Consider the following 25,128-nt stretch of genomic DNA (forward strand, 5'->3'; position numbering starts at 1 on the left):
TGCGCTACTATTTCATAGTAAAGCCGTCCTTTGAGAACGGGGTTTCAGAGCCAAAATTGGCGATGACACTTGAGAACCAGTGATTTTTTCTCCTAAACCCAAGTTTTTCTGCTGGCAATTCCTTATTATCTATGTCCTTGACTATGCCTCAGTCTGCCGAGTCCTCCACGGGTGAGGATTTACCCCTAGCTATCTCACCCAGTAACGAGCAGTTAGAGAATATTAATAGCTATTTAAACCTGATTTTGGCAGCTTTAGTCTCTCTAGCTAATTTAGACTCCGAGTCTATCACCCAAGCAGCCCAAGAATTAGCCTTAGATCTGGATACAAGCGATCGCCTAGTTGCCCACTACTGGCAACCCCAGTCAAACCTCTCCCTAGCGGACATCCGTTCTCTAGTTCTCCTCCTCTGTCATCTAGCCCAAAAAAAGCAAGAGTTAATCCGTCGCGCCGTAATTCTCTTGGAACAAGTGGGAACTCAAGGACAAGAACCGGTCAAAACCACGCTTTTGGGCAATTATATCGATAATTTTCGCTTAAAATACCCAGAAATATCGGAAAATAATCTCAGCAATTCTAGCCTGATTTCCCTAGCCTGGAAATTATTAATCGATTTATTGTTCTACAGCAGCCCCCGCAGTCATCTCCTTCTCTGGCACACCCTTTTGGCAAGTAAAAAGTAAAAAGGCTATCAGTTATCAGTTATCAGTTATCAGTTATCAGTTATCAGTTATCAGTTATCAGATGTAAGTTTTCAGTTCACCGATTACTGTTTACTGATCACTGAAAAAAAGCTTCCCAGTTCATAATTCATAATTCATAATTCATAATTTATAATTCCCACCGATAACTAAAAATGAGTAATCTAATTCGCAAATATACACCCCCCACCTGTACCCTAGAAATTTGGGGAAATAGTTCGCCTCTGGCGGTTTGGTTAGGTAAAAATGTCTTAAACGATGCCCACTTTCAATTGCGTTTTGATGATCCTAGATTGAGTGAGGAAAAACAGGTGACGATCAAAGGCGATCGCACACAATTACAACTCCTAGGGGAAATTGTCGCTAATTATGTGCAGAATTTACTCTCTAGTCCCGTTTCTACCCTCTCTTTCGTGGCTAGTGGTTCCCCCGAAAGCCATCTCCCCTCCTTACCCTCTCTCCGTTGTCAGGGACTTCTGCAGCATCAATTATTTTTAGGTTCCCTGCTAACCGATCAGGATAAACAGGAGATCGAATTAACCACATCGCAATTATTCGATCTAGCCAATGCTTTAGGGGAATATAACCATGAAAGCCCCCTAATACCCCCATTAATTCGCCAGAAAACTCGAAAAAATGCCCTGATGTGGACGGGATTAATCGCCTCAGCCCTAATAACTATCGGGGGAATAGCGATCGCATTTTATCAACAGCAAGAATTGGCCAACAATGATTTAACCACTGATCCCAATAGTGCCAAGATTCCCCAACCCTTGCCAACGCTGCCTTTACCCCCCACGGGAACGGCCGCCCCAAACCCGCAGTTACCGGCAAATTTGGGCAATAAAACCCCTTTACCGCCACCGCCACCCGTGGGAACCGTTCCAGCCCCAGTTCGTCCCTCTAGCGTCCCTCTAGTGATTCCGCCGTCCACTTTACCGCCGCCACCAGTCACAGGTTCGCGTCCCGGCGGCACGGCGATCATAATTGAACCGAATAATCAGAACATCCCGATTACTGCCCCCCCCGTCACCAGCACTCAGGGTACAAATGCACTGACAAATGTTCCCCCCACCACGATGAATCCGAGTCCAGCACCGCCAAAATTGCCCAATTTACCGCCTATAAGCCCTATTAACCCCGACAATGCCAATTTAGACCCCAAACCGCCCACAAGCACCGCTAAAGCCCCAGAGACGAACTTACTAGATACAATTCCCCAAGTGGCAGAAACCAGAGAATATTTTCAATCCCGTTGGCAACCGCCGGAAAGTCTCAAGCATACTCTAGAGTACCGTTTGGTCTTAAATCAGGATGGTTCCCTAAAACAGATTATTCCCCTGGGACAGGCGGCGAAAATCTATCTCGATCGCACTAATATGCCCCTGCTCAATCAACCTTTTGTTTCTCCCCTCGATGTCCCCGGTAATCCCCAATTGCGTCTGGTGCTTGGTTCTGATGGTACGGTGCGGACTTTTATGGAACAGCAATAGGCTGTAAGCTGCTCGCGGGTTGAAATTGCTTGTTGAGACGAGGCAACGGGCAAGAGGCAAGACCCCCCAACCCCTCAGGGGGGTAAGATACCTGCCAAGAATAAGGAAAAATGGTATTGTAAAGTTTCAATACAAATATGGTCATATATAGTCATTCATGGCAATATGTACAGACAAAACTATCAGACTATGCAAAAAAAACAGGAATAAGTTATCGAACGGCTTGGAGGTGGTGGAAACAAGGGAATTTAACAGGCTATCAATTGCCTTCTGGTACAATTATGACAACGGATGACAACCCTTCAAAACCCGACGCTGAGTTAAAAGACAACGGACAATAATGTTAGTAGCCGAAAGACACATTATCAAGAAAGGACATCGATTTTGGGCTGAGATAGATAATTTATCTTGGCAGTCTAAAAATCTCTACAACTCAGCCAATTATTTAATCCGACAAAACTTCATTTATGGTCATGGCTATTTGACCTATAATCAGATGGCCTCTCTCATGAAAAAGACAGAACAGTATCAAGCTTTACCTGCTAAAGTTTCCCAACAAGTTTTAAGAGGATTAGACTGGAACTGGAAATCATTTTTTGCCGCTTCATCGGAGTTTAAAAGTCACCCCGATAAATTTCTGGTCAAACCCAAAATCCCTGGCTATAAGGAGCAAAAAAAAGGAAGAAATCTCTTAGTTTACACGATTCAATCCCTAAGCAAAGTAGGTCTTAGGCAAGGATTGGTCAAACTATCAGGTACTTCAATTGCCTTGCCGACAAGAGTGGCGGAGCGCATAGCAGAAGTTAGAATAGTTCCTAAATGTGATTGTTATGTAATCGAGGTAATTTATGAGAAAACTGAACAGTTCTTAGCTCCTAATGAAAAGATAGCTGCGATAGATTTAGGCATAGATAATTTCATGGCTGTAACTTCAAATCAACCGGACTTTATCCCTTTGTTGATTAATGGCAGACCGTTAAAAAGCCTGAATCAATTTTATAACCAACGTCGAGCTAAGTTACAATCTCTGTTAAATCGTCAAAGTTCCCAGAGGATTCGCCGTTTAACCCGTTGCCGTAATCAGAAAGTAGATGATTATCTTCATAAAGCTAGTCGTTATTTGGTTAAGCTCTTAGTTGACCAACAAATTACTACTTTAGTTATTGGTAATAATCCAGGGTGGAAACAAGAAGTGAACTTAGGAAAAGTCAACAATCAAAAATTTGTGACCATCCCTCATGCTCGATTAATTGAGATGATTAGTTATAAATGTCAATTAGTAGGAATCTCTGTGATTCTTCAAGAAGAATCCTATACCTCAGCTTCTAATTTTTTGAATGACGATCCTCTCCCCGTTTATGGACAGATAACTGAAAAGCCAGTGTTTTCAGGAAAAAGAATTTCGCGAGGGTTATATCGTACAGATAGAGGATTTCTTTGTCAATCTGATGTCATGGGTTCCTACAATATTTTACGAAAAGCATTCCCAAATGCGTTTAACTGCTATGGGATAGAGAGGTGCGTAGTTCACCCAAGGAGAATCAATCTCTCGAAGTAAAAGTGAAGGGAATTTCTGAAATGGAATTCAGTCTGTCTATATTTGACTATACTTTTACTAACTATCAGATGCTCTATTAGAGATTAAGAAAAGCTGTCGTAGAACGACGGGGTTTTCAACCCAAATTTTCGCTCAATGTTCCGCTATGGTAAAAGGGTTACGGAGTCCTCCTAGCACCCGCACACCACACGAAAACCGTAGTAGTGGTAGGTGCTGACGCGCCTAGCGAAGAAGCTGCGGAAAGCGGAACGACAGAGACCTGGATTGCCGTACCAAGAACCGCCCCGTAATAGAGAACGATTATTATTCTCAGTAATCCACGCCGACCCGTCCTCTGGCGCTCCGGTATAGTTATCGTGCCAATCGTCCGCGCACCATTCCCAGACTTGCCCGTGCATATCGTAAAGTCCGAAAGCGTTGGGGGGAAACTGCCCGACGGGAGTGGTTTGTTGTCGATAAGTACCCTTTTTACCGTCGGCGTAGGTATAGTTTCCGTGATAGTTCGCTATTTCGGTGGAGAGGGTAGCCCCGAAAGCAAAAGGAGTGGTCGTTCCTGCGCGACAAGCGTATTCCCACTGTGCCTCGCTGGGGAGATGATAATCTTTCTGAGTAAGCTTGGATAGCCGTTTACAGAATTCTACGGCTTGATACCAGTTCACACACTCTACCGGTCGATTATTTCCCTTGAAGTACGAGGGGTCGAGGGATAGGTCGATGTCGATTTTCGCCTGAGATGCGATGATTCGCCATTGCTCTTGGGTAATGGGATATTTGCCCATGTAGAAAGAGGGAACGGTGACTCGATGCTGCGGTTTTTCGTAGTTATGCCCCTCACCATCGGGCGATCCCATGAGGAAAGTACCGCCAGGGATATAGACTATTTCTAGGTCGATATTATTGCCGAGGTTTTCGCTCTTTTGAAAACCTTTTCCCAGGCGAGGTTTGATTATATTCCCTCTGGGATCAACGGTGATGATCTCGAAGGAGAATTCTTTCCCTTTTTCCTCCTCCTGACTACAATCTTCCTCTTCTACTCCCCGCTTATTTTCCTCTCGCTCTTTTTCTTTCTCAAATCGTCTTGCTAATTGCTGTTCGTAGGCTTCTCGAACTTTCTTTTGCTTGGCTTTAAGAAGATCGCTATAGGGTTGAATTAACTCTTTTTTGAGATCGATATTCGGTAAGCGGACTTCGTAGTAGGGATCGAGATTTAGATAATAAATATCGATATAAAAAGCCAAGAGAATTTGGTGAATTTTGATAATTACCGCTCTAATAATCAAGAGGATTTCATCTTCGGTTTTTCCTGCCTTTAATAATTCCCGTTCTACTTCTCGCCAATTCCATTCGATCGGTGAGAAAGACATCGCTTGCTTATCCTGCATTTTCCAAGAGGCAACTCGAAAGGTCACGGCATCCGATCGAATGTCTGTATAGATTATATATACAGGTACGCAGGACAACAAACCATGTAACCGTTCGATTTCGATTTCCTCGATTGGTTGCTTGAAATAATCTCCAAAAAATTTAACGGGATATAGTTGATCATTAACTGAATAGTAATCCGCAAGAAAAGAACTCACCTTTCGCATCTCTAGCTTGAAATCTAACTTCCTCATGGCAGCTAGGGAGCGATCGCTCGCTACACTGGGTAAACAGGCTAATATCAAGAGAGTTTGTTGATATTTCTTGAGAATCTGCTCGGTTTCAAAGCGACTCAACTGCGATAACCATGTATCTTTGTCCCACTCAGCTTGAATTTCTTGCAGCTTTAACTCAATTTCTTTTTCTTGCTGTTCTCTTAGTAGTTCTTGCCGTAGATAACTCAGGTTACGTTGTTCTTTTTGGATGGCGATTTTGATTTCTTTCAATTCAAGAGAAAGATTTTCTAAACCGATTCTTTCCCTAGGGATTTCATTATCTGTTTCTTGTTGCAGCAATTCGCACTTGAATTGCTGCAACGCCAATTCAAGTGCGAATTGGCGTTGTTTTCTTTGCAGTTGTAGGGATTGATTATCGAGTTCCAGCTTTTTTTTGTAGTAAGATAACTCGGCTTTTTTGACTTCGCTATTATTTTCCACTACGGAGGCACCATGACGAGATGCTTGATCATCATTAGATAGAAGGCGCTCCATCAGCTTCAGTGCCACCCGGGAGATACCAACAACAATTTGCTCGATCATTACCGCGTCCATTAGACTAACTCCTCATACTGTAGTGTTTTCATCGAAAATTTGGGTCTGAAACCCCGTCGTTCTACGACGGCTTTACCGTTAAATATTAGCGCATTTACACGATATATGCTAGAATGCGAGATATGGAAAAAGCCTATTCTTACCGATTTTACCCAACACCAGAACAAGAGTCGCTATTGCGGCGCACTTTGGGCTGTGTAAGATTAGTTTACAACAAAGCTCTCCACGAACGAACACAAGCTTGGTATGAAAGACAAGAAAGAGTAGGCTACGCTCAAACTTCTGGTTCTTCGGTTTGTCTTATGCAATGGACGGGGTTATAAGGAATGAAACCTTTATAGAGACAGACATTGCCGCAATTTTTGTCAATTGTTGGCGATCTGGAGCGAACTAATCAATTAAATCTCTTGCCAGATAAGGATTTAGTCGATTTATGCCCCCATGTCGAACCATACCAAGTCCCGAAGAGCCTTTACAACAAGGGTTAAGACATTTACAAACAGCTTTTACTAATTTCTTTGCTGGTCGGACTAAGTATCCTAACTTTAAGAAAAAACATCAGGGAGGAAGTGCCGAATTTACCAAGTCTGCTTTTAAATTTAAAGACAAACAAATCTATTTAGCCAAATGCACAGAACCTTTACCTATTCGATGGTCAAGAAAAATACCAGAAAGCTGTGAACCAAGCACAGTAACAGTCAGATTACATCCCTCAGGACGTTGGCATATTTCAATTAGATTTGATGACCCAACGATTAAGCCATTACCAGTAACAGATAAAGCCATCGGAATTGACTTAGGAATTAGTAGCCTAGTAATTACCAGCAATGGCGATAAAGTATCTAATCCTAAGCACTTTAAAAAGCATTATCGGAGACTGCGAAAGGACCCAAAAAGTCTTTCTCGAAAACAGAAAGGCTCAAAAAATCGGGAAAAAGCGAGAATCAAAGTAGCCAAGATTCACGCCCAAATTACTGATAACAGAAAAGACCATTTACACAAGCTAACCACTCAATTAGTCCGTGAAAACCAAACGATTGTGGTTGAGAACTTAGCCGTCAAGAATATGGTCAAAAACCCGAAATTATCTCAGGCAATATCTGACGTTAGTTGGGGAGAAATCACCCGACAATTAGCCTATAAATGCCGTTGGTACGGGAAAAATTACATCGAAATAGATAGATGGTTTCCTAGCTCTAAAAGGTGTAGTAATTGCGGGTATATCTGGACTTCCCCCGTATAAACATACTAGCTATGGCTAAAAGTCTTACAGAGCCTGAGTTAAAGCCATATAATACTAATGGACTACTGGACACAAAATCCTGAAGTCCTTACGCAGATAGGGTTTGAGGCAAAAATTTTCAAATTTGACCTTTCGACCATTATAGCTTGTTTCGGGGCAGAAAACCATCAAAAACATGGCTACAGAGGGAATCGCTGACTCTAGAGATTAATGACACCATCTGTTACAATAAGGTTAGCGATCACTATACAGCCAACTCTACGGAATCGCTCTACTCCAGATACAGTCAACGGTACAGCCATTTTCAAGGGAAAAATGTACCCAGTAGCGGCTTGTCAATTTTTTCTGAGAAGCTCCAGGCAGTAAGGGTTTTGTTGATTTTTTAGTATTTCTGTATGGGGGAAGTCCAGATAAAAATGGTTATCGGCTTAGTCTGATCAAAGATTGTCAGGCAATCTTCGTGGTGTCTATCGGCGGACCGGCCGCCGCTAAGATGATTCAAGGTGGTGTTTATCCGGTGAAAAAAGATGCAGGTGGTCAAGCGCGGGAAATTTTGGCGGATTTACAGCGAGTGATTCAAACTTCGCCGCCACCCTGGATGGCCAAAGCTCTCGGCGTGGCTGATCGGCAAAGAGTGAAAAATTACAAGGGTTCTTAAGTAGTCGTGCAAAATTAATTTCCTAGTCGAGACTCGGAGACTCCGAGACTCCGAGACTCCGAGACTCCGAGACTCCGAGACGGGAGACTCCGAGACAGCTATTAGGGATCGGATTTGAGTTTTCAGTTCACTGTTTCCTCACACCAGAAGTCTGACGGAGTAGTGGCTTAGATGTGTAATTAATTTTGCTTAGGTACTTAATATTAATTAACAATAATCTCGTCGGTGCTGTCGGGTTGGTTTATTTCCGTTAGGGTTTGCCAACCTGATTGCCAGAGATTCGCATCTTGCAACTGTTTAGCATTAATCCAGAAGCGGACGGTCGGATCGCAGGAAGCGACTAATTCGGCAAAAACCCATTGACCGCGATTTTGACGATTGACCACTTGAAAATGTCGCCAGCCCCATGTTTTTTGTTTTGCCGTCCATTTTGATCCCAAGAGATGGGGATATTTCTGTTTTTTGGGCATAAAAGTTAAGACATCTGAGTTCGGGATAGGCTAAAACCCTTATATTATTCTATGTCTGCCAACCCGATTCTTTTCCAGAAGCCAAGGAGAGGAAAAATGATCGGGGCGCTTAAGTGCGCCCCAGTTTTGGCTAATAACCGCGCCAAACACCAACCAAAACCCCTTGCACTTGTACTTGTTCGGTATTGGCTGTAATTGGTTGGTATTTTTGATTGGAGGGTTGGAGAGTGATGATTTCGCCTTCTTGGTAGAAACGTTTTAAAGTAGTGCCGTGGCCTTCGACTCTAGCGGCGACGATTTCCCCATTGGAGACCGCTTCATTACCCGTGAGAGAACGCATAATCACCAGATCCCCATCGGCAATATGATCCTCGATCATACTGTCTCCGGAAACCCGCAGAGCATAACAGTCTTGACTGCGTTGCAACAGGTTAGAAAGATCGAGTTTTTCTTCCACATCGGTGAAGGGTTCCACTAAACCACCAGCAGCGATCGCACCCAGAACCGGTAAACCTTGCACTGGTTGTTTGAGAATCCGCAGGGTGCGTGCTTTTCCTTCTGTCCAATCAATATAGCCTTTGGCGCGTAAACGTTCTAAACGGCTTTGAATCGGTGCGGGAGAGCGTAAATTCATCGCTCGCATCATTTGCCGGATGGAAGGGGCGTGCTGAGTAGTGCTAATGTACTCAATTAGCCAGTCGTACAACTCCTGTTGCGCTTGAGTAAGGGATTCGAGGTTAGTCATGATCTATTTTCCTATCCTTGGGTTAAGATAATTTGTACTTTAGTTCATTTGTGTTTAACCTAGTACATCTTAACTTCATCGGCTGACTAAATCAACTGGTTATTAGATCTCTTGCAAAAATCAAAAATTGTCGTGCTTGGTTAGGAGACTCCGAGACAGGAGACTCCGAGACAGGAGACAGGGGATTATTTCTATTTATTCTTCCGACACCCGTTACAGTAGAGCAGGAAGTCGCCTTCCCACCCCCTGCTTCAAAACCGGACTTACGACTTTCGCCGTATCCGGCTCCTGAGTAACTAGGCTACTGTCATTAGTAGAATAATAATGGGAATTATTATTTCCTTGTCTATTCAACCCTCTTGGCTGTATCCCCACCAGACAAGATTGTTGGTTTTAGGGCGTATATGACCGTTGATTGTTGCTTAGACTTCCTAGTTACCCGTCCTTTGTCAGCATATCTTTGATATTACTCAAAGCCTTGGCTTTTAAGGACATCCTCTCCCTCTATTGACTTGCGGATGGTTTCCTACTGCCCCGAACGGGCAGAGTCAATCAGGGTTACTTCGTTCCCTATAACCATTGGTTGAACCCTTAGGATGATACTGTCCACAACAGAGTAACGGGAATGCCTTACTGATAGTGGTATGAGCTATCAGCCCCAACTCTGTTAACTTTTGTTTCGAGCCTGTCAGCCTTTTGGCTCGTGGGTGTTGACGATGGTTAATTCGTATCTTCGCCCCAGGGCTATCCATAAGTTCTGGCTCAACGGGTTTCTGATTTAGGCTATCAGATACCGCTTTTTTTTCCTCGCTCACTACCTCAGATGTACCAAGTCTAAAGCAGCAGGAAATGCCGTCACTCTAGGCATCTAGAGGACAGGACTAAGGTTATTACTAACCCGCACCTGTAGGGTTATAAAGTTATCAAGGTACTACATTTACCAAGCGGCTAATCCTCTAAACGTCTTACTGTCTAGTTTCTAGCCAACGAATCGCACCACACCCTACACCCTACACCCCACACCCTGCCCCCAGGAAAAACTTTTTGCCGCAAACCCTAATTAATAATTCATAATTCCTTCTCCCTTCTCCCATGCAGTCTTAACGAGTAATTTAGATAGTCAACAGCTTATCTTCTGACCTAGCACTTTTTTTTTAAAAGTATCATTAATTTTTATCTCAATTCTGAATATTAATTAATCCCAGGGTCGGTTGCTGGCAAACTCAGCAGCGTATTAAGAAAAAATAACGAATTGCTAGAAAGCCCAGAATCTGGATAATGATCGAGGTGGAGACAGAAAAATTGCTCTACTTAAGCCTGTCTGCCGTAAGCGTCCAATAGTAGATAGGGAGTCAAAAGCGACGCTCAAGAAAATCCTTCGGTTGTCAGGGAAACGAGAGGATATTTAGTGCGAAATTGAGCCGTAAAAAAACTTAAAATCCCGACAAATATCGTAAAAACTAAGGGGAACACATGACCACAAAAACCTATGCAACCATAGATGGTAACGAAGCTGTTGCACGCGTTGCCTATCGTCTCAGTGAAGTGATCGCTATTTATCCTATCACTCCCTCCTCGCCTATGGGTGAATGGTCCGATAGTTGGGCGGCCGAACGCAGAGCTAATCTCTGGGGAACCATCCCTTCCGTAATCGAAATGCAGAGCGAAGGTGGGGCAGCGGGAACCCTGCACGGAGCGCTACAAACAGGCTCTTTAACTACCACTTTCACTTCCTCGCAGGGATTATTATTAATGCTCCCCAACTTCTACAAAATTGCGGGGGAATTAACCTCTTCAGTGGTTCATGTGGCGGCCCGTGCTTTAGCAGCCCAAGGATTGTCAATTTTTGGGGATCATAGTGATGTCATGTCTGCCAGAAGTACGGGTTGGGCTATGTTAGCGGCTAATTCCGTTCAAGAAGCTCAAGATCTGGCGGCTATTGCCACAGCTACCACCCTAGAAACCAGGATTCCTTTTCTGCACTTTTTTGATGGTTTTCGTACCAGTCATGAGGTGCAAAAAGTCGAATTAATTAGCGATGAAACTCTCAAAGAACTGATCGATGAAGACCTAATTATTGCCCATCGTCAAAGGGCTTTAACTCCCGATCGACCGGTTTTGCGAGGCACGGCACAAAATCCCGATGTTTATTTCCAGGCAAGGGAAAGCGTCAATCCTTTCTATTATGCTTGTCCCGATATCACTCAAAAAATTATGGATCGTTTTGCCCAATTAACAGGACGGCAATACCATCTCTATGAATACCACGGTGCGCCCGATGCCGAAAGAGTGATTATGTTAATGGGATCGGGAGGGGAAACCGTCCATGAAACCGTTGATTATCTCAATCAAAATGGGGCTAAAGTTGGGGTTTTAAAAGTTCGTCTCTATCGTCCCTTTGCCGCCGAAAAATTACTAGCAGCTCTGCCCACCACGGTGAAAAAAATAGCCGTTTTAGATCGCTGTAAAGAACCCGGTGCCGGGGGCGATCCGCTATATTTAGACGTGGTAAATGCCTTTATGGAAAACTACGAAGGCAAGCTGCCGAAAATTGTGGGAGGACGCTACGGTTTATCTTCCAAAGAATTTACTCCAGCCATGATTGCTGGCATATTTGATAACTTAAGTCTCGACAAACCGAAAAATCACTTCACTATTGGTATCGTTGACGATCTTACCTTTTCCAGTCTGGAATATGACCGCAGTTTTTCCACTGAACCAGACGAAGTAGTGCGGGCGGTTTTCTACGGTTTAGGTTCCGATGGTACGGTGGGAGCTAACAAAAATTCAATTAAAATTATTGGTGAAGATACCGATAATTATGCCCAGGGTTATTTCGTCTATGATTCCAAAAAATCTGGGTCTGTCACCGTTTCTCACCTACGCTTTGGTCCGGAGCCGATTCGCTCTACCTATTTAATCACCGATGCTAACTTTATCGCCTGTCATCAGTGGGAATTTATCGAACAATTTGATCTGCTAGAAACCGCTAAACCGAACTCTATTTTTCTCCTGAATAGTCCCTATCCACAGGAGGAGGTGTTTAGTCACTTACCCCGCCATCTCCAGCAAACTATCATCGATAAAAATCTGCAAGTTTATACGATTAATGCGACTCAAGTAGCCAAAGAAGCGGGGATGGGCAGTCGGATTAATACCGTTATGCAGGTGTGTTTCTTTGCCCTAGCGGGAGTTTTGTCGCGGGAAGAGGCGATCGCACAAATCAAAAAAGCCATCCGCAAGACCTACGGCAAGAAAGGCGAAGAAATCGTGCAGATGAACATCAAAGCTGTGGATTCTGCCCTAGAACACCTCTATCAAGTCCCAATTCCCGCTACCGTTACCCCTGAAGCTTTTGAATTAAGACCACCAATTCCCGACACTGCACCCGCTTTCGTCCGAGAAGTCCTCGGCAAAATTATCGCCCGTCACGGGGATGAATTGCCCGTTAGCTCCCTTCCCAACGATGGTACTTACCCCACCGCCACTAGCCAATGGGAAAAACGCAATATTGCCCAAGAAATCCCCGTTTGGGATGCGGATGTCTGTGTTCAGTGCGGTAAATGCGTTCTCGTTTGTCCCCACGCCGTTATTCGCTCGAAAGTTTATGATGAGGCCGAATTAGCCACGGCCCCGGAAACCTTTAAAGTCGCAAATGCCAAGGATCACGACTGGAAAGGGCTAAAATTCACCATCCAAGTGGCCGCCGAAGATTGTACCGGTTGCGGTCTCTGTGTTGATGTTTGCCCCGCTAAAAACAAATCGCAACCGCGTCTAAGAGCGATTAATATGGCTCCCCAATTGCCCCTGCGGGAACAGGAACGAGTTAACTGGGATTTCTTCCTTAATTTGCCTAATCCAGACCGATTAAGCCTAAATCTCAATAAAATTAACCATCAGCAAATGCAGGAACCTCTCTTTGAGTTTTCCGGCGCTTGTGCCGGTTGTGGTGAGACTCCCTACGTTAAATTAGTCAGTCAGCTATTTGGCGATCGCATGATAGTGGCTAATGCCACCGGTTGTTCATCTATCTACGGAGGTAATTTACCGACAACACCCTGGGCAGTTAACGCCGAAGGTCGCGGGCCGGCCTGGTCGAATTCCCTCTTTGAAGATAATGCCGAATTTGGCTTAGGATTCCGAGTTTCCATCGATAAACAGGCAGAATTTGCCGCAGAACTCTTAGGAACCCTCGCTAGTGAAATCGGAGAAAGTCTAGCGGCAGATATTCTCAATTGTCACCAAGTCGATGAAGCGGAAATTTACGAACAACGGCATCGGGTAGAGGCCTTAAAATCCCGTTTAGGGGAATTAACCCCGACCACGCAGGTGAAAATGTTGTTATCCGTGGCCGATTATCTGGTCAAGAAAAGCGTCTGGATTGTCGGGGGTGACGGTTGGGCCTACGACATCGGTTATGGTGGCTTAGATCACGTTTTAGCTAGTGGTCGCAATGTGAATATTTTGGTCATGGATACGGAAGTTTACTCGAATACGGGCGGCCAGGCCTCGAAAGCTACTCCTCGCGCCGCCGTAGCTAAATTTGCTTCTGGTGGCAAACCAGGACCGAAAAAAGACCTCGGTTTAATGGCCATGACCTACGGTAACGTCTATGTGGCCAGCGTGGCTATGGGGGCAAGAAACGAGCAAACTATCAAAGCTTTCCTAGAAGCGGAAGCTTACAACGGGCCATCGTTAATTATCGCCTATTCTCACTGTATTGCTCACGGGATCAACATGACCACCGCCATGAACCATCAAAAAGAAGTGGTGGAAAGCGGTCGCTGGTTAATGTACCGTTATCATCCCGATTTAGCTAAAGAAGGCAAAAATCCCCTACAATTGGACAGCCGTGCGCCTAAGCTTACCGTAGCGCAAACTCTCTACTCGGAGAATCGCTTTAAGATGTTGGCCACCAGTAAGCCGGAGGAAGCTAAACGTCTGCTCAAAGAAGCACAAGCAGATGTGGATACGCGCTGGCAAATGTATCAGTATTTAGCAGCAAAAGGTACAGGGAGCAACGAATAGTTATGAATCTACACACTACCTACATGGGTTTACAATTGCGATCGCCGCTAGTTATCGGTGCGGCCGCACCCTTGAGCGAGGATATCGACAATATCAAGAGAATGGAAGACTTTGGGGCCGCTGCCGTGGTTTTACACTCCTTTTTCGAGGAGCAGATTAAACACGAAAGACTGGCTCTACACCATCATTTTACCCACGGAGCCGAGAGTTTTGCGGAAGCTTTGACTTATTTTCCCGAACCGGAAGTTTTTCACGTTGGTTCCGACGAATATCTCAACCATATTCGCAAAGCCAAAGAAATGGTCGATATTCCGATTATTGCCAGTCTCAACGGTGAGACCTCTGGGGGATGGTTGGAGTATGCCATTCAAATTCAACAAGCGGGCGCTGATGCTTTGGAGTTGAATGTTTATTATGTTCCCAACGACCTGGAATTAACCGGAAATCACGTCGAACAAAACTATATTGATATCCTCAAAATTGTCAAATCGGAGGTATCAATTCCCGTCTCGATGAAGTTAAGTCCCTACTTTAGCAATACGGCCAATATGGCTAAACAATTAGCGGAAGCGGGGGCCGATGGGTTGGTATTATTTAACCGTTTCTATCAGCCGGATATCGACTTAGAAACCTTGGATGTTCACCCCAATATTATCCTCAGTAATCCCCAAGCGATGCGTTTACCCCTGCGCTGGATTGCCATGCTTTACGGTCGTGTACCGACGGATTTTGCCGCTACCAGTGGTATTCATAACGCCATCGACGTGATCAAAATGATGATGGTGGGGGCAAAAGTGACCATGTTAGTTAGTGTTTTATTACGCCACGGTTTGGAGGAAATTACCAAGATCGAACAGGGTTTATTGCATTGGTTGGAAGAAAATGAGTACGAATCGATCGAGCAGTTAATTGGCAGTATGAGTCAAATGAATTGCCCCGATCCGACGGCTTTTGAACGGGTACAGTACATGAAAGCCCTGCAAAGTTACGAACCTGTTTGGAAACGTTTTCAAACCACCAGCAAATAAAAGTGGGAAGCTTTTTTCAGTGATCAGTGAACAGTAATCAGTAATCAGTAATCAGTAATCAGTGAACTGAAAACTTAAGTAGGTAGGCGTTAAAAATTATCAGACACCCCCCTTATCAAGGGGGGCAGGGGGGATCGGCACCCCCCTTATCAAGGGGGATCCCCCCGCCTATCGGCACCCCCCTTATCAAGGGGGGCAGGGGGGATCGAACCTAAAATCGATTTTTAATTTAATTATAACCAGCTACTTAACTGAAAACTGAAAACTTACATCTGATCACTGATAACTGATAACTGATAACTGACAAAAAAATCCAGGAGGATATAACCATGAACGAGAATCAAAAGAAAAAAATCGGCATTCTGACCAGTGGTGGCGATTGCCCGGGGTTAAATGCGGTAATTCGTGCCGTGGTGAAATCATCAAAACTAAAGGGTTGGGATGTGTACGGCATTCCCTACGGGACCGACGGTTTTATGCAGATTGCCGAGGGAAAATATCACCCCCAAGATTTGATCCTGACTCAGCATGGCTATAACCTACCCGGGGTCTTGAAAGGATTAGACGTTTTGCAGTTTCTTAGTGGTAGTGTTTTGGGTTCTTTGAGCAAAGGACATCCCGAAAACCCAGAAATTGCCACGAAAATCCTGCAAGGATACGAAATGCTGGGATTAGATGCCCTGATCGTCGTCGGGGGCGATGGGAGCATTGATATCATCTACGATCTCGCCCAGAAAGGCAACTGGAATATTATCGCGGTTCCCAAAACCATCGATAATGACGTTCCCTATACGGAATGGGCAGTCGGTTTTACCACTGCCGTGGATATCGTCACTCAAGCTTTGTATGATCTCACCTTTACCGCCGCTAGTCACGAAAGGGTGATGATTGTGCAGGTGATGGGTAGAGATGCCGGTCATTTAGCCCTTCATGCTGGGATTGCCGGGGGGGCCGATGCGATTTTTATTCCCGAATTAACCCCTGCTCTCACTCCCGAAATTATCGACGGTTGTTGTCGTCATTTGGCAGAATTACGCGCTCAAGGTCGTAAATTCGCTCTCATTGTGATTTCTGAGGGTGTTAAAAACGAAGATAACCAAAAAGAGAAGTATATTGCCGATTATTTAGAAAAATTAATATTTGACAAAACTCGCTCTTTGTGCGTTACCGATCCCGTCTTCTGTTATCTCAATTCCATGGATGTGCGGGCCATGTCTTTGGGACACCTGCAAAGAAGTCGTCCTCCTTTGGCCATGGATCGACTGTTAGCCACGGCTTTCGGCATTAAGGCCGTAGAATTAATCGAACAGGGTAAACTCGATCGCGTGGTGATTTGGCGCGGGGGACAAGTGCGTAGTTTGCCCCTGAAACCAGTGATCAAAATTATCAAACAATGTCATCAAGAGCATCGCTGTGCCTATCCCGTGGATCCTAATGGTTTTATCGTCAAAACAGCCCGTTCTTTGGGAATTTACCTAGGGGAAAATCCCACAACTGAGACGGCAGTAGTTCCGCAAGCTGTGGAGGTGTTGGTTTAGTTATAATAAAGCGAGAAGGGTTGCTCATACTTTCTCGCTTTGTTAATTGGTTAAGATTAGGTATTTCTTAACCCTACAATTACGAAAGATACTGACGGCTACTGTCGAAATAAAGAAACTTTTTAAAAGAGTGTAATTAGGGCTTGCTGAATAAATGTGAAATATAGACGAGGTAAGGGTTTTAGGGGCCTATTTTGCGAAACAGGTGCAAGATTTTGAGAGAATCGTGGTTGAAAACCTTGCATCTTCGGGGCGAAGCATTCGGGCATAACCTATCGCTGAAACCGTAGATTTCCTATCCGAATGCTTCGCCCCTACTTTTTCAGCCAGCCCTAATTAATTTTCTGAGCATAAACTTTTATTATTATAAACCCGAACTGTATATCCTTCTCAACCCGACGAATCAAATTCTTTTCTGTCAAATTTGTGGCTTTTCTCGCGAAACAGGTGCAAGATTTTGAGAGAATCGTCGTTCAAAACCTTGCGTCTTCATCGGCCCGCGTCCTGTAGGGGCGAAGCATTCGGGCAATAACCTATCGGTGAAACCAGAGATTTTCTATCCGAATGCTTCGCCCGTACTTTTTCAGCCAGCCCTAATTAATTTTCTGAGCATAAACTTTTATTATCGGCCCGCGTCCTGTAGGGGCGAAGCATTCGGGCAATAACCTATCGGTGAAACCAGAGATTTTCTATCCGAATGCTTCGCCCGTACTTTTTGCCGCAAACCCTACATAAAGACTTCTACTATCAGTAATGAGGTTATAAAATTGAACTATTGGACAAGCTTCAATGAGATGTCTAATCTCTTGAAAATAGTCATTAATCAACAAATTCTATCTCCTCAATTTCTTCTTTGTCTTGCAGTAAAGCTTCTAGCATCCAAGCTTCTCCCATCCATTCATCAAAGTCTAAGGTATGCTGCAATTCATTGTTTTCAAATCGTCTGAGAAATTCTTGTGTCTGCATTTGATACTTAAGTAGGTAGGCGTTAAAAATCATCAGACACCCCCCTTATCAAGGGGGGCAGGGGGGATCGGCACCCCCCTTATCAAGGGGGGCAGGGGGGATCGAACCTAAAATCCATTTTTAATTTAATTATAACCAGCTACTTATTTTCAAAAAAAGTTATTCGTTCTTGAGTGTGCTTAATTCCTTCTTGAAGTTCTTGCAGTCTTTCGGTTAATGCGTCTTCAATAAATTTTTTTAAGGAGTTTAGATGCTTAGATTTAAGTTTTACTTCAGCCATAATGCTTCCGAGTTGATAATCGCTGCTGTTTGCCATTCGTCAGTCCATCCTAATTCTAGTTCATCTACTGCTAAAAAAGCTTGGGCGAGTTCTTCTGCTTCTTGTTGTTGTCGCCATTGTTGTAAAATTGAGGCGATGAAAATGCTTTTATCTTCTACTTTCTGGTTTAGGTAATTAACCAGTTCATCGGGTAAAGAAATGGAGATTTTAGCCATTGTTATCTCTTTGGCTATTTGATTCCAATGTCTATCGTATCGTGAACTACTTTTCCTTGCCAACTAATTTTCCTTCACTATTAAATTTAATTCTGCTTACTTCTAATCTCCTGAATATCTTGCCAAAAATCGGCTCTTGTCACATTTTTTAAGGTCTGTTGACGTTCTTGAGTATAGTCACCAAAACCCCATCCAGTATCTTGTAAAAAGCGAATAGCATCGACTTGTCCTAATTCTTTAACTAATGCTTGATAGCCTTTTTGTCTTAGCTCAATTGGTGTCATTGTTTTCATCTCCTTGTAATAGCAAAGTTTCCATTAACCAAGTAACAGGATTATCTAATTTTACTTGCAATAATTTACTGTATTTTATGGCTTTTCTAAGTAATCTGTCATCGGTGGTTAGCAATACGTCTATCCTAGCATATTCGGCGGAAGCGATATGAAAAGAATCATAAAGATCAAATCCTAAATATATAACCAATACTGTTTAACTGTTGTCCCATTCTTCATCACTAATACCCGCTTGTTTGAGAATTTCCTTAACTAAATCTGTAGAGATTTCTTGATTTCCATGAGGGTTAGGGATGCGAATTTTATGTTGACCCTTTTTCATAAATTGATGTTTACTACCAGAAAAAGGTCCTGTGTAACCTAAAGCTTTCAATTTTCTGATTAATTTTCTGCGAGAAATTGCTGATGGCATAACTAAACTTCTGCAACTGTTGTAACTTTAATTTCTAATCCATCTATGATAGGTAAAGGGTCGCCATCTTGTAATTTTAAAATGATCCATTCTTCTAGAACTTCTAGTAAGTCTTGACGGCATTCTTCAACGGTCAATCCATTTCCCCAAACGCCTTGAAAGCCTTCTATTTCAGCAAACCAAGTACCGTCATTTAGCCTTTTGTATTGTGCTTTTTGTAAAGCTTTTTCACAATAATTGAGTAAGATCATTTTCTTCTCTAAATCTCCATAATATGTAACTAGGGTTTGCTGAAAAAGCTTTTCCTGGGGGCAGGGTGTGGGGTGTGGGGTGTGGGGTGTGGGGTTTTACCAGTTTTGAGGTGGTCAACTACCTAATTTTCAGGGAAAAAGTACCTGAATTTTCCCCCGATCCCCGCAATGGCTGGCACTTTTTGAGGGGAAAAAAGTCCAAAAGTCTTATCCAACAAGGTTTTTAGATTTATTCAGCAGACCCTAACTATATTATCACTTCTCCTCACCAATCCCATCACACAAATGTCTATCCTCCTCCTTAACGCCAGAATTAGGATTGTGCAAATAAACCCGCACCCAATCGCAACTACGCCCCATTAAAGCGTTTAAGTCCTGCATTGTCCTACAATCTTTCTGTATTGTCCTACAACTCTTCTGCATCGCCCTATAATCCTTCTGTATCCTCACAAAGAAGTCTAAACCAAGATTAACGGGATTTTAGGATTAACTGGATTATTTACTTGGAAACTCCTGACAATCTTTTAAGATTGAGCATCCTGAAAATCCTCTAATCCTCAAAATCCTGATACTGACGATTTACCCCCAATCCCATCACACAAACCCCTATCCTCCTCCCTAACATCAGAATTAGGATTGTGTAAATAAACCCGCACCCAATCGCAACTACGTTCCATTAAATCACTTAAACCCCAGTCTGTCCCAAGATTCCAGAGTTTGATAGTCTTGTCATCACTACCGCTCACCAATGTCTTGCCGTCGGGACTAAAACTAACGCTACTGACAAAGCTACCATGCCCCCTGAGGGTGCGGATTTCTTGTCCTGTTTCTACATTCCAGAGTTTGATAGTGTTGTCATTACTACCGCTCACCAAAGTCTTGCCGTCGGGACTAAAATTAACGCTATTGACAAACCAATCATGCCCTTTGAGGGTGCGGATTTCTGTTCCTGTCTCGACATTCCAGAGTTTGATAGTTTTGTCCCCACTACCGCTCACCAATGTCTTGCCGTCGGGACTAAAATTAACGCTTCTGAAATAAATATCATGCCCCTTGATGGTGCGGATTTCTTTGCCTGTCTTTACATTCCAGAGTTTGATAGTGTTATCCCTACTAACGCTTACCAAAGTCTTGCCGTCGGGACTAAAATTAACGCTATTGACATAACTATCATGCCCCTTGAGGGTGCGGATTTCTTCGCCTGTTTCTACATTCCAGAGTTTAATAGTATTGTCACCACTACCACTCACCAAAGTCTTGCCGTCGGGACTAAAATTAACGCTAATGACAGAGTTATCATGCCCCTTGAGGGTGCGGATTTCTTGGCCTGTTTCTACATTCCAGAGTTTGATAGTTTTGTCCCCACTACCGCTCACCAAAGTCTTGCCGTCGGGACTAAAATTAACGCTATTGACAGGGCCATTATGCCCCTTGAGGGTGCGGATTTCTTCCCCTGTTTCTACATTCCAGAGTTTGATAGTGTTGTCCCAACTACCGCTCACCAAAGTCTTGCCGTCGGGACTAAAATTAACGCTCTGGACACCATCATGCCCCTTAAGGGTGCGGATTTCTTCGCCTGTTTCTACATTCCAGAGTTTGATAGTGTTATCCCTACTAACGCTTACCAAAGTCTTGCCGTCGGGACTAAAATTAACGCTTGTGACAAAGTCCTTATGCCCTTCTAAGCGATTGCGTTCACTTTTCCAGTTGAGAAGTGCTTGTAAGGTATTCATCACCTCCTTGTCATATTTGTGTTGCTTTTGCAGGGTTTTTCCTGCCTTAATCGCTAAGACGAAAGCATCTAAGTCTTTTCCTTGAACAAACAAAGACCAGGAAGAAAACCCGCGAGCATTTGCTAGATTGAGTTCAGCTTGTCGCGTTTGTTTCCAAGCCATTAAACCCAATCCCGTACTAACCATCACCGCCACCAACGAAACCGCTGTAATCCTTCGCGCTGTTCTAATTTTTTCGTTTTTTTGTCGTTCTGCTTGACTAATACTCGCCTTAATAAACTCAATCGCCACAGGATCTAAATTAGGCAGAGAATTATTCTTTTGAAACTCAACAATTTTGGCTAACTTAGAACCGCCCCAAAGCTCACTACTCGCTTTTACTGCATCTTGCTTCTGTAAATCATCCCACTGTTTAGCATCAGCATATAAACGACTTCTCAGAACAATTATCTCCTCTTTTTCTCGAATTAAATCCTGTAACACTTTCCAAGAACGTAATAACGCCTCATGTGCCACCTCAACCGTTGCTTTCCCGTCTTCTCCCTTACTCACCAAAAGACGATTATCTATTAATTGATAGAGAACCTCCTTTTGCATTTCCTCCTGTTCAAAACTCGATTTATCCGCCCTTCTGCTAACCGCTTTTTCCCCTTCTAAACTAATTAACTCTAGAAAAATTTCCTCTGCTGTTTTCCGTTGCTGTTCATTAAATTGACTATAAATTTTATCCGCTTGTTTTTCTAGCGCACCCGTTACCCCACCAATCTCTTGATAAATCTTATTATTTAAAACCCGCTCTTGAATATGATTTTTTTGCCACAATAAATCTAACGTATATTGTAACAGAGGTAAAGAGCCAGCCTGTTCATAAAAATCGGCAATAATTTGATTAATTAATCCCTTTTCAAAGATTACCCCATTTCTCGCCGCCGGTTCAGCAATAGCTAATCTTAACTGACTTTCATCCATATCCGTTAACATCTTGCTATACTGATCATGGATTTTTCCTAAACTGGGATAAGGACTTAATTTATCTAAAAAATCCGCCCTCATCGTCATCACAATTTTAACTAAACTATTATTATTTTCAATTAATTTAATCAAACTTTTAATGAAAATATCTCTTTCCGTCTTCGGTGTACGAGTAAATAATTCCTCAAATTGGTCAATAAAAATAAACCATAAATCAGAATTATTTTTTAATCCTTCAACCACCTTAATTAAAGTATCTTCCTTAACAGCTTGTGCTAATTTCGCTTGGTATTGTGTATATCTATTCCCTAAAAGACAACCATAGAAAGACTCAAAGGGATTAACATCAGGAACAAAAGTTAAATTAACCAATCTATTCGCACCAAAATCATCCTTTAACTTAGGAATTAAACCCGCTTGCACGAGAGAAGATTTACCGCTTCCCGACGCACCTAAAAGCAATAAAACATTCTTTTGCTTTAAATAATCGGTTAACTCAACAATCCAATTATCTCGACCAAAAAACCTATCCTTATCATCTACTTCAAACTTCCTTAAACCCAAATAAGGTGAACCCGTAATTAAAGGTTGAGACTGAATCTCAACTCCTGACTTTTGGGTGATAATATATTGATTGATTACACCCCCACTAATATCACCTGCAATTCCCTTAAATTCACCATCACCAATAAGACCTTTAACATCACCCCCTATTTCTAAATAATAACTTTTATCAGTCATTTTTGCTACCCCAAAATTATTCTTTTAAAGTTAACTTTAAATTGCAGTTTTAGAATTAGCAATTTTTAAGGACTTCCTACTAAACCAAACAATTTAGCCAAACCGCCTAAAATCGTTACAATTAAAGCGACTAAAATCCCTCGACTGACAAACTCTTGATTCTCTAAGCGCTTTTCCACGCCATCATTTTTTCCCTCTAGACGCTTCTCAATACCATCAATTTTTTCCTCCAGACGCTTCTCGACACCATCAATTTTTTCCTCCAGACGCTTCTCGACACCATCAATTTTTTCCTCCAGACGCTTCTCGACACCATCAATTTTTACCTCCAGACGCTTAATTTCACCTTTAACTTCACTAAGTTCAATCTTAATATCAGTAACATCTTTTTGAAGATTGTCTAACTTTTGATTGATTTGAATTAGAAAATCTTTAAGTTCTACCTCAACAGTAATTGACATAAATTTCCCTCCTAAATAATCCTCAACTAATTAATGTTCTGACTAATATTTCCACCACTAATATCTCCTGCAATTCCCTTAAAAGTACCATCTCCCACCATTCCCTTAATATCATCACCAACATTAATATTATACTTACCTGCGGCAAATTCTTCAGGTTTTAATTGCTTAAGTAATGATTCTGCTGTCTTAATAACCTCTGCATCTCTATCAATTTTTGCTTCAAGTAACTCTTCTTTGAGCAGTGTTTTTACCCCCTCTGAATCTGGTTTTTTCTCATGTTTATCGACGATATCACTATCATCTGTTTTCCCTTTTTCTGCAAATTTCTTCTTAATCAACGCTTTTAAACCCTCATAATGGGACTTAAACGCCAAATAAAGATCAAATCGAGTATAATCGTTAAAGAGTAAGCACTTTACGTTGAAAGAGCAGCGATGAAAGAGACAACCCCAGCCGCGATGCCCCCATGCTTTGACCGATGGTGTCGGCGGTTTGACAATTGCTTCAAAAACGAAGCGCAAAAAAACGGCTTCAGACAATATTTAGGAGGATTATTAGGGGAAAGTGAGCGGAAAAACCTCACTCAAATGGCCAATAATGCCGTCGGAGTAGTTTATAACCGATTACATCACTTTTTGACCGAATCTCCCTGGTCAGACCGTCAGGTGAATGAATGTCGGTTGCAAGTGATGAACCAATGCCGCCAGACGCAAATCCCCCGAGGATTTTCCCTGATTGTCGATGACTCAGGACATCGAAAAAGTGGCAATCTGACCGCCGGAGTTGGCAGGCAGTACCTAGGAGAAATTGGCAAGACAGACAACGGAATAGTCGCCGTCACTACCCATCTCTACGACGGCAAAAAAAGTGTCCCCCTAGACATTGAAATTTATCAACCGGCTAGTTCCTTAGCCGAGGGGAAAGAAGACAAAGAATTTAAGAAGAAACCAGAGATAGCGATAGATTTAATTGACCGGAGCTTAACCAGAGGCTATCGACCGAAAATCGTCTTAATAGATGCTGGTTATGGCAACAACACAAATTTTCTCAAAGCCCTGGAAGAAAGAAAGCTAAAATACTTAGGAGGATTGGCAAAAAATCGAAAAGTAATTATTGAAAAAGAAGGGGGTGTGGAAGAAACAATCCAGCTTGAGCAACTAGCAAAAAGCCTATCAGAAAAGGATTGGGAGAAAATCACCCTAAATCTAGATAAAGAAAAAACGGTTTGGGTAGCGGTATTCAGAGCGAAAATATCTCAACTAGAAGGAGAAAGGAACTTGGCGATCGTCATGAATGCAAGTTCAATGGAAAAAGCCACAGAGGTGGACTATTTCATCACCAATGTAGTTGAGGCAGATACAGTAACAGCTTCGTGGATAGTGAGGACTTACACCGAAAGAAATTGGGTGGAAGTATTCTACCGAGAAGCCAAAGGATGGTTAGGGTTAAGGGAATATCAAGTCAGGGATAAACGAAGCTTACTTCGTCATTTTATCCTGGTGTTTTGTGCCTATACATTTATCCTGTGGCATAAGTTAACTGGGGGATTGCAAAGGCGGTGGGCGAATCGACCTTTAAACACTTTTGTGGAAGCCTTGGAAGCTTTTCGGACAGCGATGTCTTTCCGTTTCTTTGAGTGGCTGACCGAGAATCGGGATGTGTTTGCCGCTTACAAAGCCAGTTTAGGCTTTGTTTGGGCTTGAAATTTGTTTAAGTCCCAATAAGCATCCTTAACGGCTGTTCCTGCCGTATCCTTAGCAGCAGCAACCGCACCAGCAGCCAACGCAGCGAGAATTAGAGAAATTGGTTCCATTGCCTGAGACTCCAAATTAGATATTGCTGACTCAATTTTAGATCAAAGCAAAGTATCTGACGCAATTATGGCGCAGGTATTGGGTGCGGATGGCTTGCTCGTCGGGGTTGTTGGCTACTACTGCCAGTTGCACATAGGTGGGATAGTAGCGACAGAAGGTGTAAATCTCACTGTCATCGATGCCCTGCTTGTTCGGTAAAAATCGTTCGCACTGAGGGATGATTTCGACGGGATAGCCGAAAATCTGGACAAAACTGGGAGTAGCAGTCCTCTAGATGCGCCCAATCAAGCGCACACTCAGATGAAAATTGCTCAAATTCACTTTAACCTAGAT

General features: G+C 43.0%; 21 protein-coding genes and 1 pseudogene. 9 read left to right on the forward strand and 13 right to left on the reverse strand.

Features of this window, described 5'->3' with window-relative positions:
• Positions 1 to 143: 143 nt before the first annotated feature.
• The 3 genes from MAE_RS16435 to MAE_RS16450 all read left to right on the forward strand — a co-directional run bounded on the left by MAE_RS16435 (position 144) and on the right by MAE_RS16450 (position 3,752).
• Positions 144 to 683 (forward strand): DUF3038 domain-containing protein, encoded by a 540-nt coding sequence (locus tag MAE_RS16435; RefSeq protein ID WP_012266592.1) that lies wholly within the window; start codon positions 144 to 146, stop codon positions 681 to 683.
• A gap of 173 nt (positions 684 to 856) precedes the next feature.
• Positions 857 to 2,194 (forward strand): DUF4335 domain-containing protein, encoded by a 1,338-nt coding sequence (locus tag MAE_RS16440; protein ID WP_012266593.1) that lies wholly within the window; start codon positions 857 to 859, stop codon positions 2,192 to 2,194.
• 340 nt (positions 2,195 to 2,534) lie between these two features.
• Complete coding sequence (locus tag MAE_RS16450; RefSeq protein ID WP_012266594.1) at positions 2,535 to 3,752, forward strand: RNA-guided endonuclease InsQ/TnpB family protein; 1,218 nt, start codon at positions 2,535 to 2,537, stop codon at positions 3,750 to 3,752.
• 170 nt (positions 3,753 to 3,922) lie between these two features.
• On the opposite strand, the gene MAE_RS16455 is transcribed toward MAE_RS16450, so the two are convergent.
• Positions 3,923 to 5,944, reverse strand: coding sequence for a formylglycine-generating enzyme family protein (locus MAE_RS16455; RefSeq protein WP_012266595.1), 2,022 nt, complete (start codon positions 5,942 to 5,944; stop codon positions 3,923 to 3,925).
• A 122-nt stretch (positions 5,945 to 6,066) separates the two neighbouring features.
• Between MAE_RS16455 and MAE_RS16460 the strand changes: the two are divergent.
• Both MAE_RS16460 and MAE_RS16465 read left to right on the forward strand, forming a co-directional pair.
• Positions 6,067 to 7,187: pseudogene (locus MAE_RS16460) on the forward strand (RNA-guided endonuclease InsQ/TnpB family protein).
• 391 nt (positions 7,188 to 7,578) lie between these two features.
• Positions 7,579 to 7,845 (forward strand): NifB/NifX family molybdenum-iron cluster-binding protein, encoded by a 267-nt coding sequence (locus MAE_RS16465; RefSeq protein ID WP_080507007.1) that lies wholly within the window; start codon positions 7,579 to 7,581, stop codon positions 7,843 to 7,845.
• Positions 7,846 to 8,048: 203 nt separating this feature from the next.
• On the opposite strand, the gene MAE_RS16470 is transcribed toward MAE_RS16465, so the two are convergent.
• Both MAE_RS16470 and lexA read right to left on the reverse strand, forming a co-directional pair.
• Positions 8,049 to 8,315: a TIGR02450 family Trp-rich protein gene (locus tag MAE_RS16470; RefSeq protein ID WP_002797022.1), complete on the reverse strand. Its 267-nt coding sequence runs from the start codon at positions 8,313 to 8,315 to the stop codon at positions 8,049 to 8,051.
• A 130-nt stretch (positions 8,316 to 8,445) separates the two neighbouring features.
• On the reverse strand, positions 8,446 to 9,060 hold the full coding sequence (gene lexA, locus MAE_RS16475; protein WP_012266600.1) for a transcriptional repressor LexA: 615 nt from the start codon (positions 9,058 to 9,060) through the stop codon (positions 8,446 to 8,448).
• A 1,473-nt stretch (positions 9,061 to 10,533) separates the two neighbouring features.
• Between lexA and nifJ the strand changes: the two genes are divergently transcribed.
• The 3 genes from nifJ to MAE_RS16490 all read left to right on the forward strand — a co-directional run bounded on the left by nifJ (position 10,534) and on the right by MAE_RS16490 (position 16,654).
• A complete protein-coding gene (gene nifJ / locus MAE_RS16480; protein WP_012266601.1) occupies positions 10,534 to 14,088 on the forward strand; it encodes a pyruvate:ferredoxin (flavodoxin) oxidoreductase in 3,555 nt (1,184 codons plus the stop codon).
• Between the two features lie 2 nt (positions 14,089 to 14,090).
• Positions 14,091 to 15,116, forward strand: coding sequence for a dihydroorotate dehydrogenase-like protein (locus MAE_RS16485; RefSeq protein ID WP_012266602.1), 1,026 nt, complete (start codon positions 14,091 to 14,093; stop codon positions 15,114 to 15,116).
• 329 nt (positions 15,117 to 15,445) lie between these two features.
• Positions 15,446 to 16,654: an ATP-dependent 6-phosphofructokinase gene (locus MAE_RS16490; protein WP_012266603.1), complete on the forward strand. Its 1,209-nt coding sequence runs from the start codon at positions 15,446 to 15,448 to the stop codon at positions 16,652 to 16,654.
• 819 nt (positions 16,655 to 17,473) lie between these two features.
• On the opposite strand, the gene MAE_RS16495 is transcribed toward MAE_RS16490, so the two are convergent.
• From MAE_RS16495 to MAE_RS16535, 9 genes are all read right to left on the reverse strand, one after another.
• Positions 17,474 to 17,620 (reverse strand): hypothetical protein, encoded by a 147-nt coding sequence (locus tag MAE_RS16495; protein ID WP_004161760.1) that lies wholly within the window; start codon positions 17,618 to 17,620, stop codon positions 17,474 to 17,476.
• Positions 17,621 to 17,759: 139 nt separating this feature from the next.
• On the reverse strand, positions 17,760 to 17,900 hold the full coding sequence (locus MAE_RS33850; protein ID WP_162467767.1) for a hypothetical protein: 141 nt from the start codon (positions 17,898 to 17,900) through the stop codon (positions 17,760 to 17,762).
• A complete protein-coding gene (locus MAE_RS16500) occupies positions 17,888 to 18,115 on the reverse strand; it encodes a hypothetical protein (protein ID WP_002758289.1) in 228 nt (75 codons plus the stop codon). Before MAE_RS16500 ends, MAE_RS33850 begins: the two co-directional genes overlap by 13 nt.
• Positions 18,116 to 18,201: 86 nt before the next feature.
• Positions 18,202 to 18,399, reverse strand: coding sequence for a hypothetical protein (locus MAE_RS16505; protein ID WP_002797026.1), 198 nt, complete (start codon positions 18,397 to 18,399; stop codon positions 18,202 to 18,204).
• Between the two features lie 205 nt (positions 18,400 to 18,604).
• The gene (locus tag MAE_RS16515; RefSeq protein WP_002738249.1) at positions 18,605 to 18,820 is read right to left on the reverse strand and encodes a type II toxin-antitoxin system HicA family toxin; all 216 of its coding nucleotides are present in this window, start codon (positions 18,818 to 18,820) and stop codon (positions 18,605 to 18,607) included.
• A 2-nt stretch (positions 18,821 to 18,822) separates the two neighbouring features.
• Positions 18,823 to 19,071, reverse strand: a complete 249-nt coding sequence (locus MAE_RS16520; protein ID WP_002736552.1) for a type II toxin-antitoxin system HicB family antitoxin — start codon at positions 19,069 to 19,071, stop codon at positions 18,823 to 18,825.
• Between the two features lie 557 nt (positions 19,072 to 19,628).
• Positions 19,629 to 22,517 carry a hypothetical protein gene (locus tag MAE_RS16525; protein ID WP_012266607.1) on the reverse strand — a complete coding sequence of 963 codons (2,889 nt, stop codon included), beginning with the start codon at positions 22,515 to 22,517 and terminating at the stop codon, positions 19,629 to 19,631.
• Between the two features lie 65 nt (positions 22,518 to 22,582).
• On the reverse strand, positions 22,583 to 22,978 hold the full coding sequence (locus MAE_RS16530) for a hypothetical protein (RefSeq protein WP_012266608.1): 396 nt from the start codon (positions 22,976 to 22,978) through the stop codon (positions 22,583 to 22,585).
• Between the two features lie 26 nt (positions 22,979 to 23,004).
• A complete protein-coding gene (locus MAE_RS16535; protein ID WP_012266609.1) occupies positions 23,005 to 23,355 on the reverse strand; it encodes a hypothetical protein in 351 nt (116 codons plus the stop codon).
• 60 nt (positions 23,356 to 23,415) lie between these two features.
• Here MAE_RS16535 and MAE_RS16540 point away from each other — a divergent pair, with 60 nt between their 5' ends.
• A complete protein-coding gene (locus tag MAE_RS16540; RefSeq protein WP_012264988.1) occupies positions 23,416 to 24,684 on the forward strand; it encodes an IS701-like element ISMae34 family transposase in 1,269 nt (422 codons plus the stop codon).
• Here the strand turns inward: MAE_RS16540 and MAE_RS33440 are convergent.
• Positions 24,651 to 24,794 (reverse strand): hypothetical protein, encoded by a 144-nt coding sequence (locus tag MAE_RS33440; protein ID WP_158303535.1) that lies wholly within the window; start codon positions 24,792 to 24,794, stop codon positions 24,651 to 24,653. The two genes, MAE_RS16540 and MAE_RS33440, sit on opposite strands and share 34 nt — an antisense overlap.
• Positions 24,795 to 25,128 lie beyond the last annotated feature (334 nt).

This window comes from Microcystis aeruginosa NIES-843 (genome assembly GCF_000010625.1).
In the GTDB taxonomy this organism is placed as follows: Bacteria; Cyanobacteriota; Cyanobacteriia; order Cyanobacteriales; family Microcystaceae; genus Microcystis; species Microcystis aeruginosa.

Bases quoted from the DNA above. Each gene is read 5' to 3' on its own strand.
- lexA (WP_012266600.1), bottom strand. From the start codon at position 9,060: ATGACTAACCTCGAATCCCTTACTCAAGCGCAACAGGAGTTGTACGAC.
- MAE_RS16440 (WP_012266593.1), top strand. From the start codon at position 857: ATGAGTAATCTAATTCGCAAATATACACCCCCCACCTGTACCCTAGAA.
- MAE_RS16490 (WP_012266603.1), top strand. From the start codon at position 15,446: ATGAACGAGAATCAAAAGAAAAAAATCGGCATTCTGACCAGTGGTGGC.
- nifJ (WP_012266601.1), top strand. From the start codon at position 10,534: ATGACCACAAAAACCTATGCAACCATAGATGGTAACGAAGCTGTTGCA.
- MAE_RS16505 (WP_002797026.1), bottom strand. From the start codon at position 18,399: ATGACACCAATTGAGCTAAGACAAAAAGGCTATCAAGCATTAGTTAAA.
- MAE_RS16540 (WP_012264988.1), top strand. From the start codon at position 23,416: ATGAAAGAGACAACCCCAGCCGCGATGCCCCCATGCTTTGACCGATGG.
- MAE_RS16500 (WP_002758289.1), bottom strand. From the start codon at position 18,115: ATGGCTAAAATCTCCATTTCTTTACCCGATGAACTGGTTAATTACCTA.
- MAE_RS33850 (WP_162467767.1), bottom strand. From the start codon at position 17,900: ATGGCTGAAGTAAAACTTAAATCTAAGCATCTAAACTCCTTAAAAAAA.
- MAE_RS16530 (WP_012266608.1), bottom strand. From the start codon at position 22,978: ATGTCAATTACTGTTGAGGTAGAACTTAAAGATTTTCTAATTCAAATC.
- MAE_RS16525 (WP_012266607.1), bottom strand. From the start codon at position 22,517: ATGACTGATAAAAGTTATTATTTAGAAATAGGGGGTGATGTTAAAGGT.
- MAE_RS16450 (WP_012266594.1), top strand. From the start codon at position 2,535: ATGTTAGTAGCCGAAAGACACATTATCAAGAAAGGACATCGATTTTGG.
- MAE_RS16485 (WP_012266602.1), top strand. From the start codon at position 14,091: ATGAATCTACACACTACCTACATGGGTTTACAATTGCGATCGCCGCTA.
- MAE_RS16455 (WP_012266595.1), bottom strand. From the start codon at position 5,944: ATGGACGCGGTAATGATCGAGCAAATTGTTGTTGGTATCTCCCGGGTG.
- MAE_RS16470 (WP_002797022.1), bottom strand. From the start codon at position 8,315: ATGCCCAAAAAACAGAAATATCCCCATCTCTTGGGATCAAAATGGACG.
- MAE_RS16515 (WP_002738249.1), bottom strand. From the start codon at position 18,820: ATGCCATCAGCAATTTCTCGCAGAAAATTAATCAGAAAATTGAAAGCT.
- MAE_RS16435 (WP_012266592.1), top strand. From the start codon at position 144: ATGCCTCAGTCTGCCGAGTCCTCCACGGGTGAGGATTTACCCCTAGCT.
- MAE_RS16495 (WP_004161760.1), bottom strand. From the start codon at position 17,620: ATGCAGACACAAGAATTTCTCAGACGATTTGAAAACAATGAATTGCAG.
- MAE_RS16520 (WP_002736552.1), bottom strand. From the start codon at position 19,071: ATGATCTTACTCAATTATTGTGAAAAAGCTTTACAAAAAGCACAATAC.
- MAE_RS33440 (WP_158303535.1), bottom strand. From the start codon at position 24,794: ATGGAACCAATTTCTCTAATTCTCGCTGCGTTGGCTGCTGGTGCGGTT.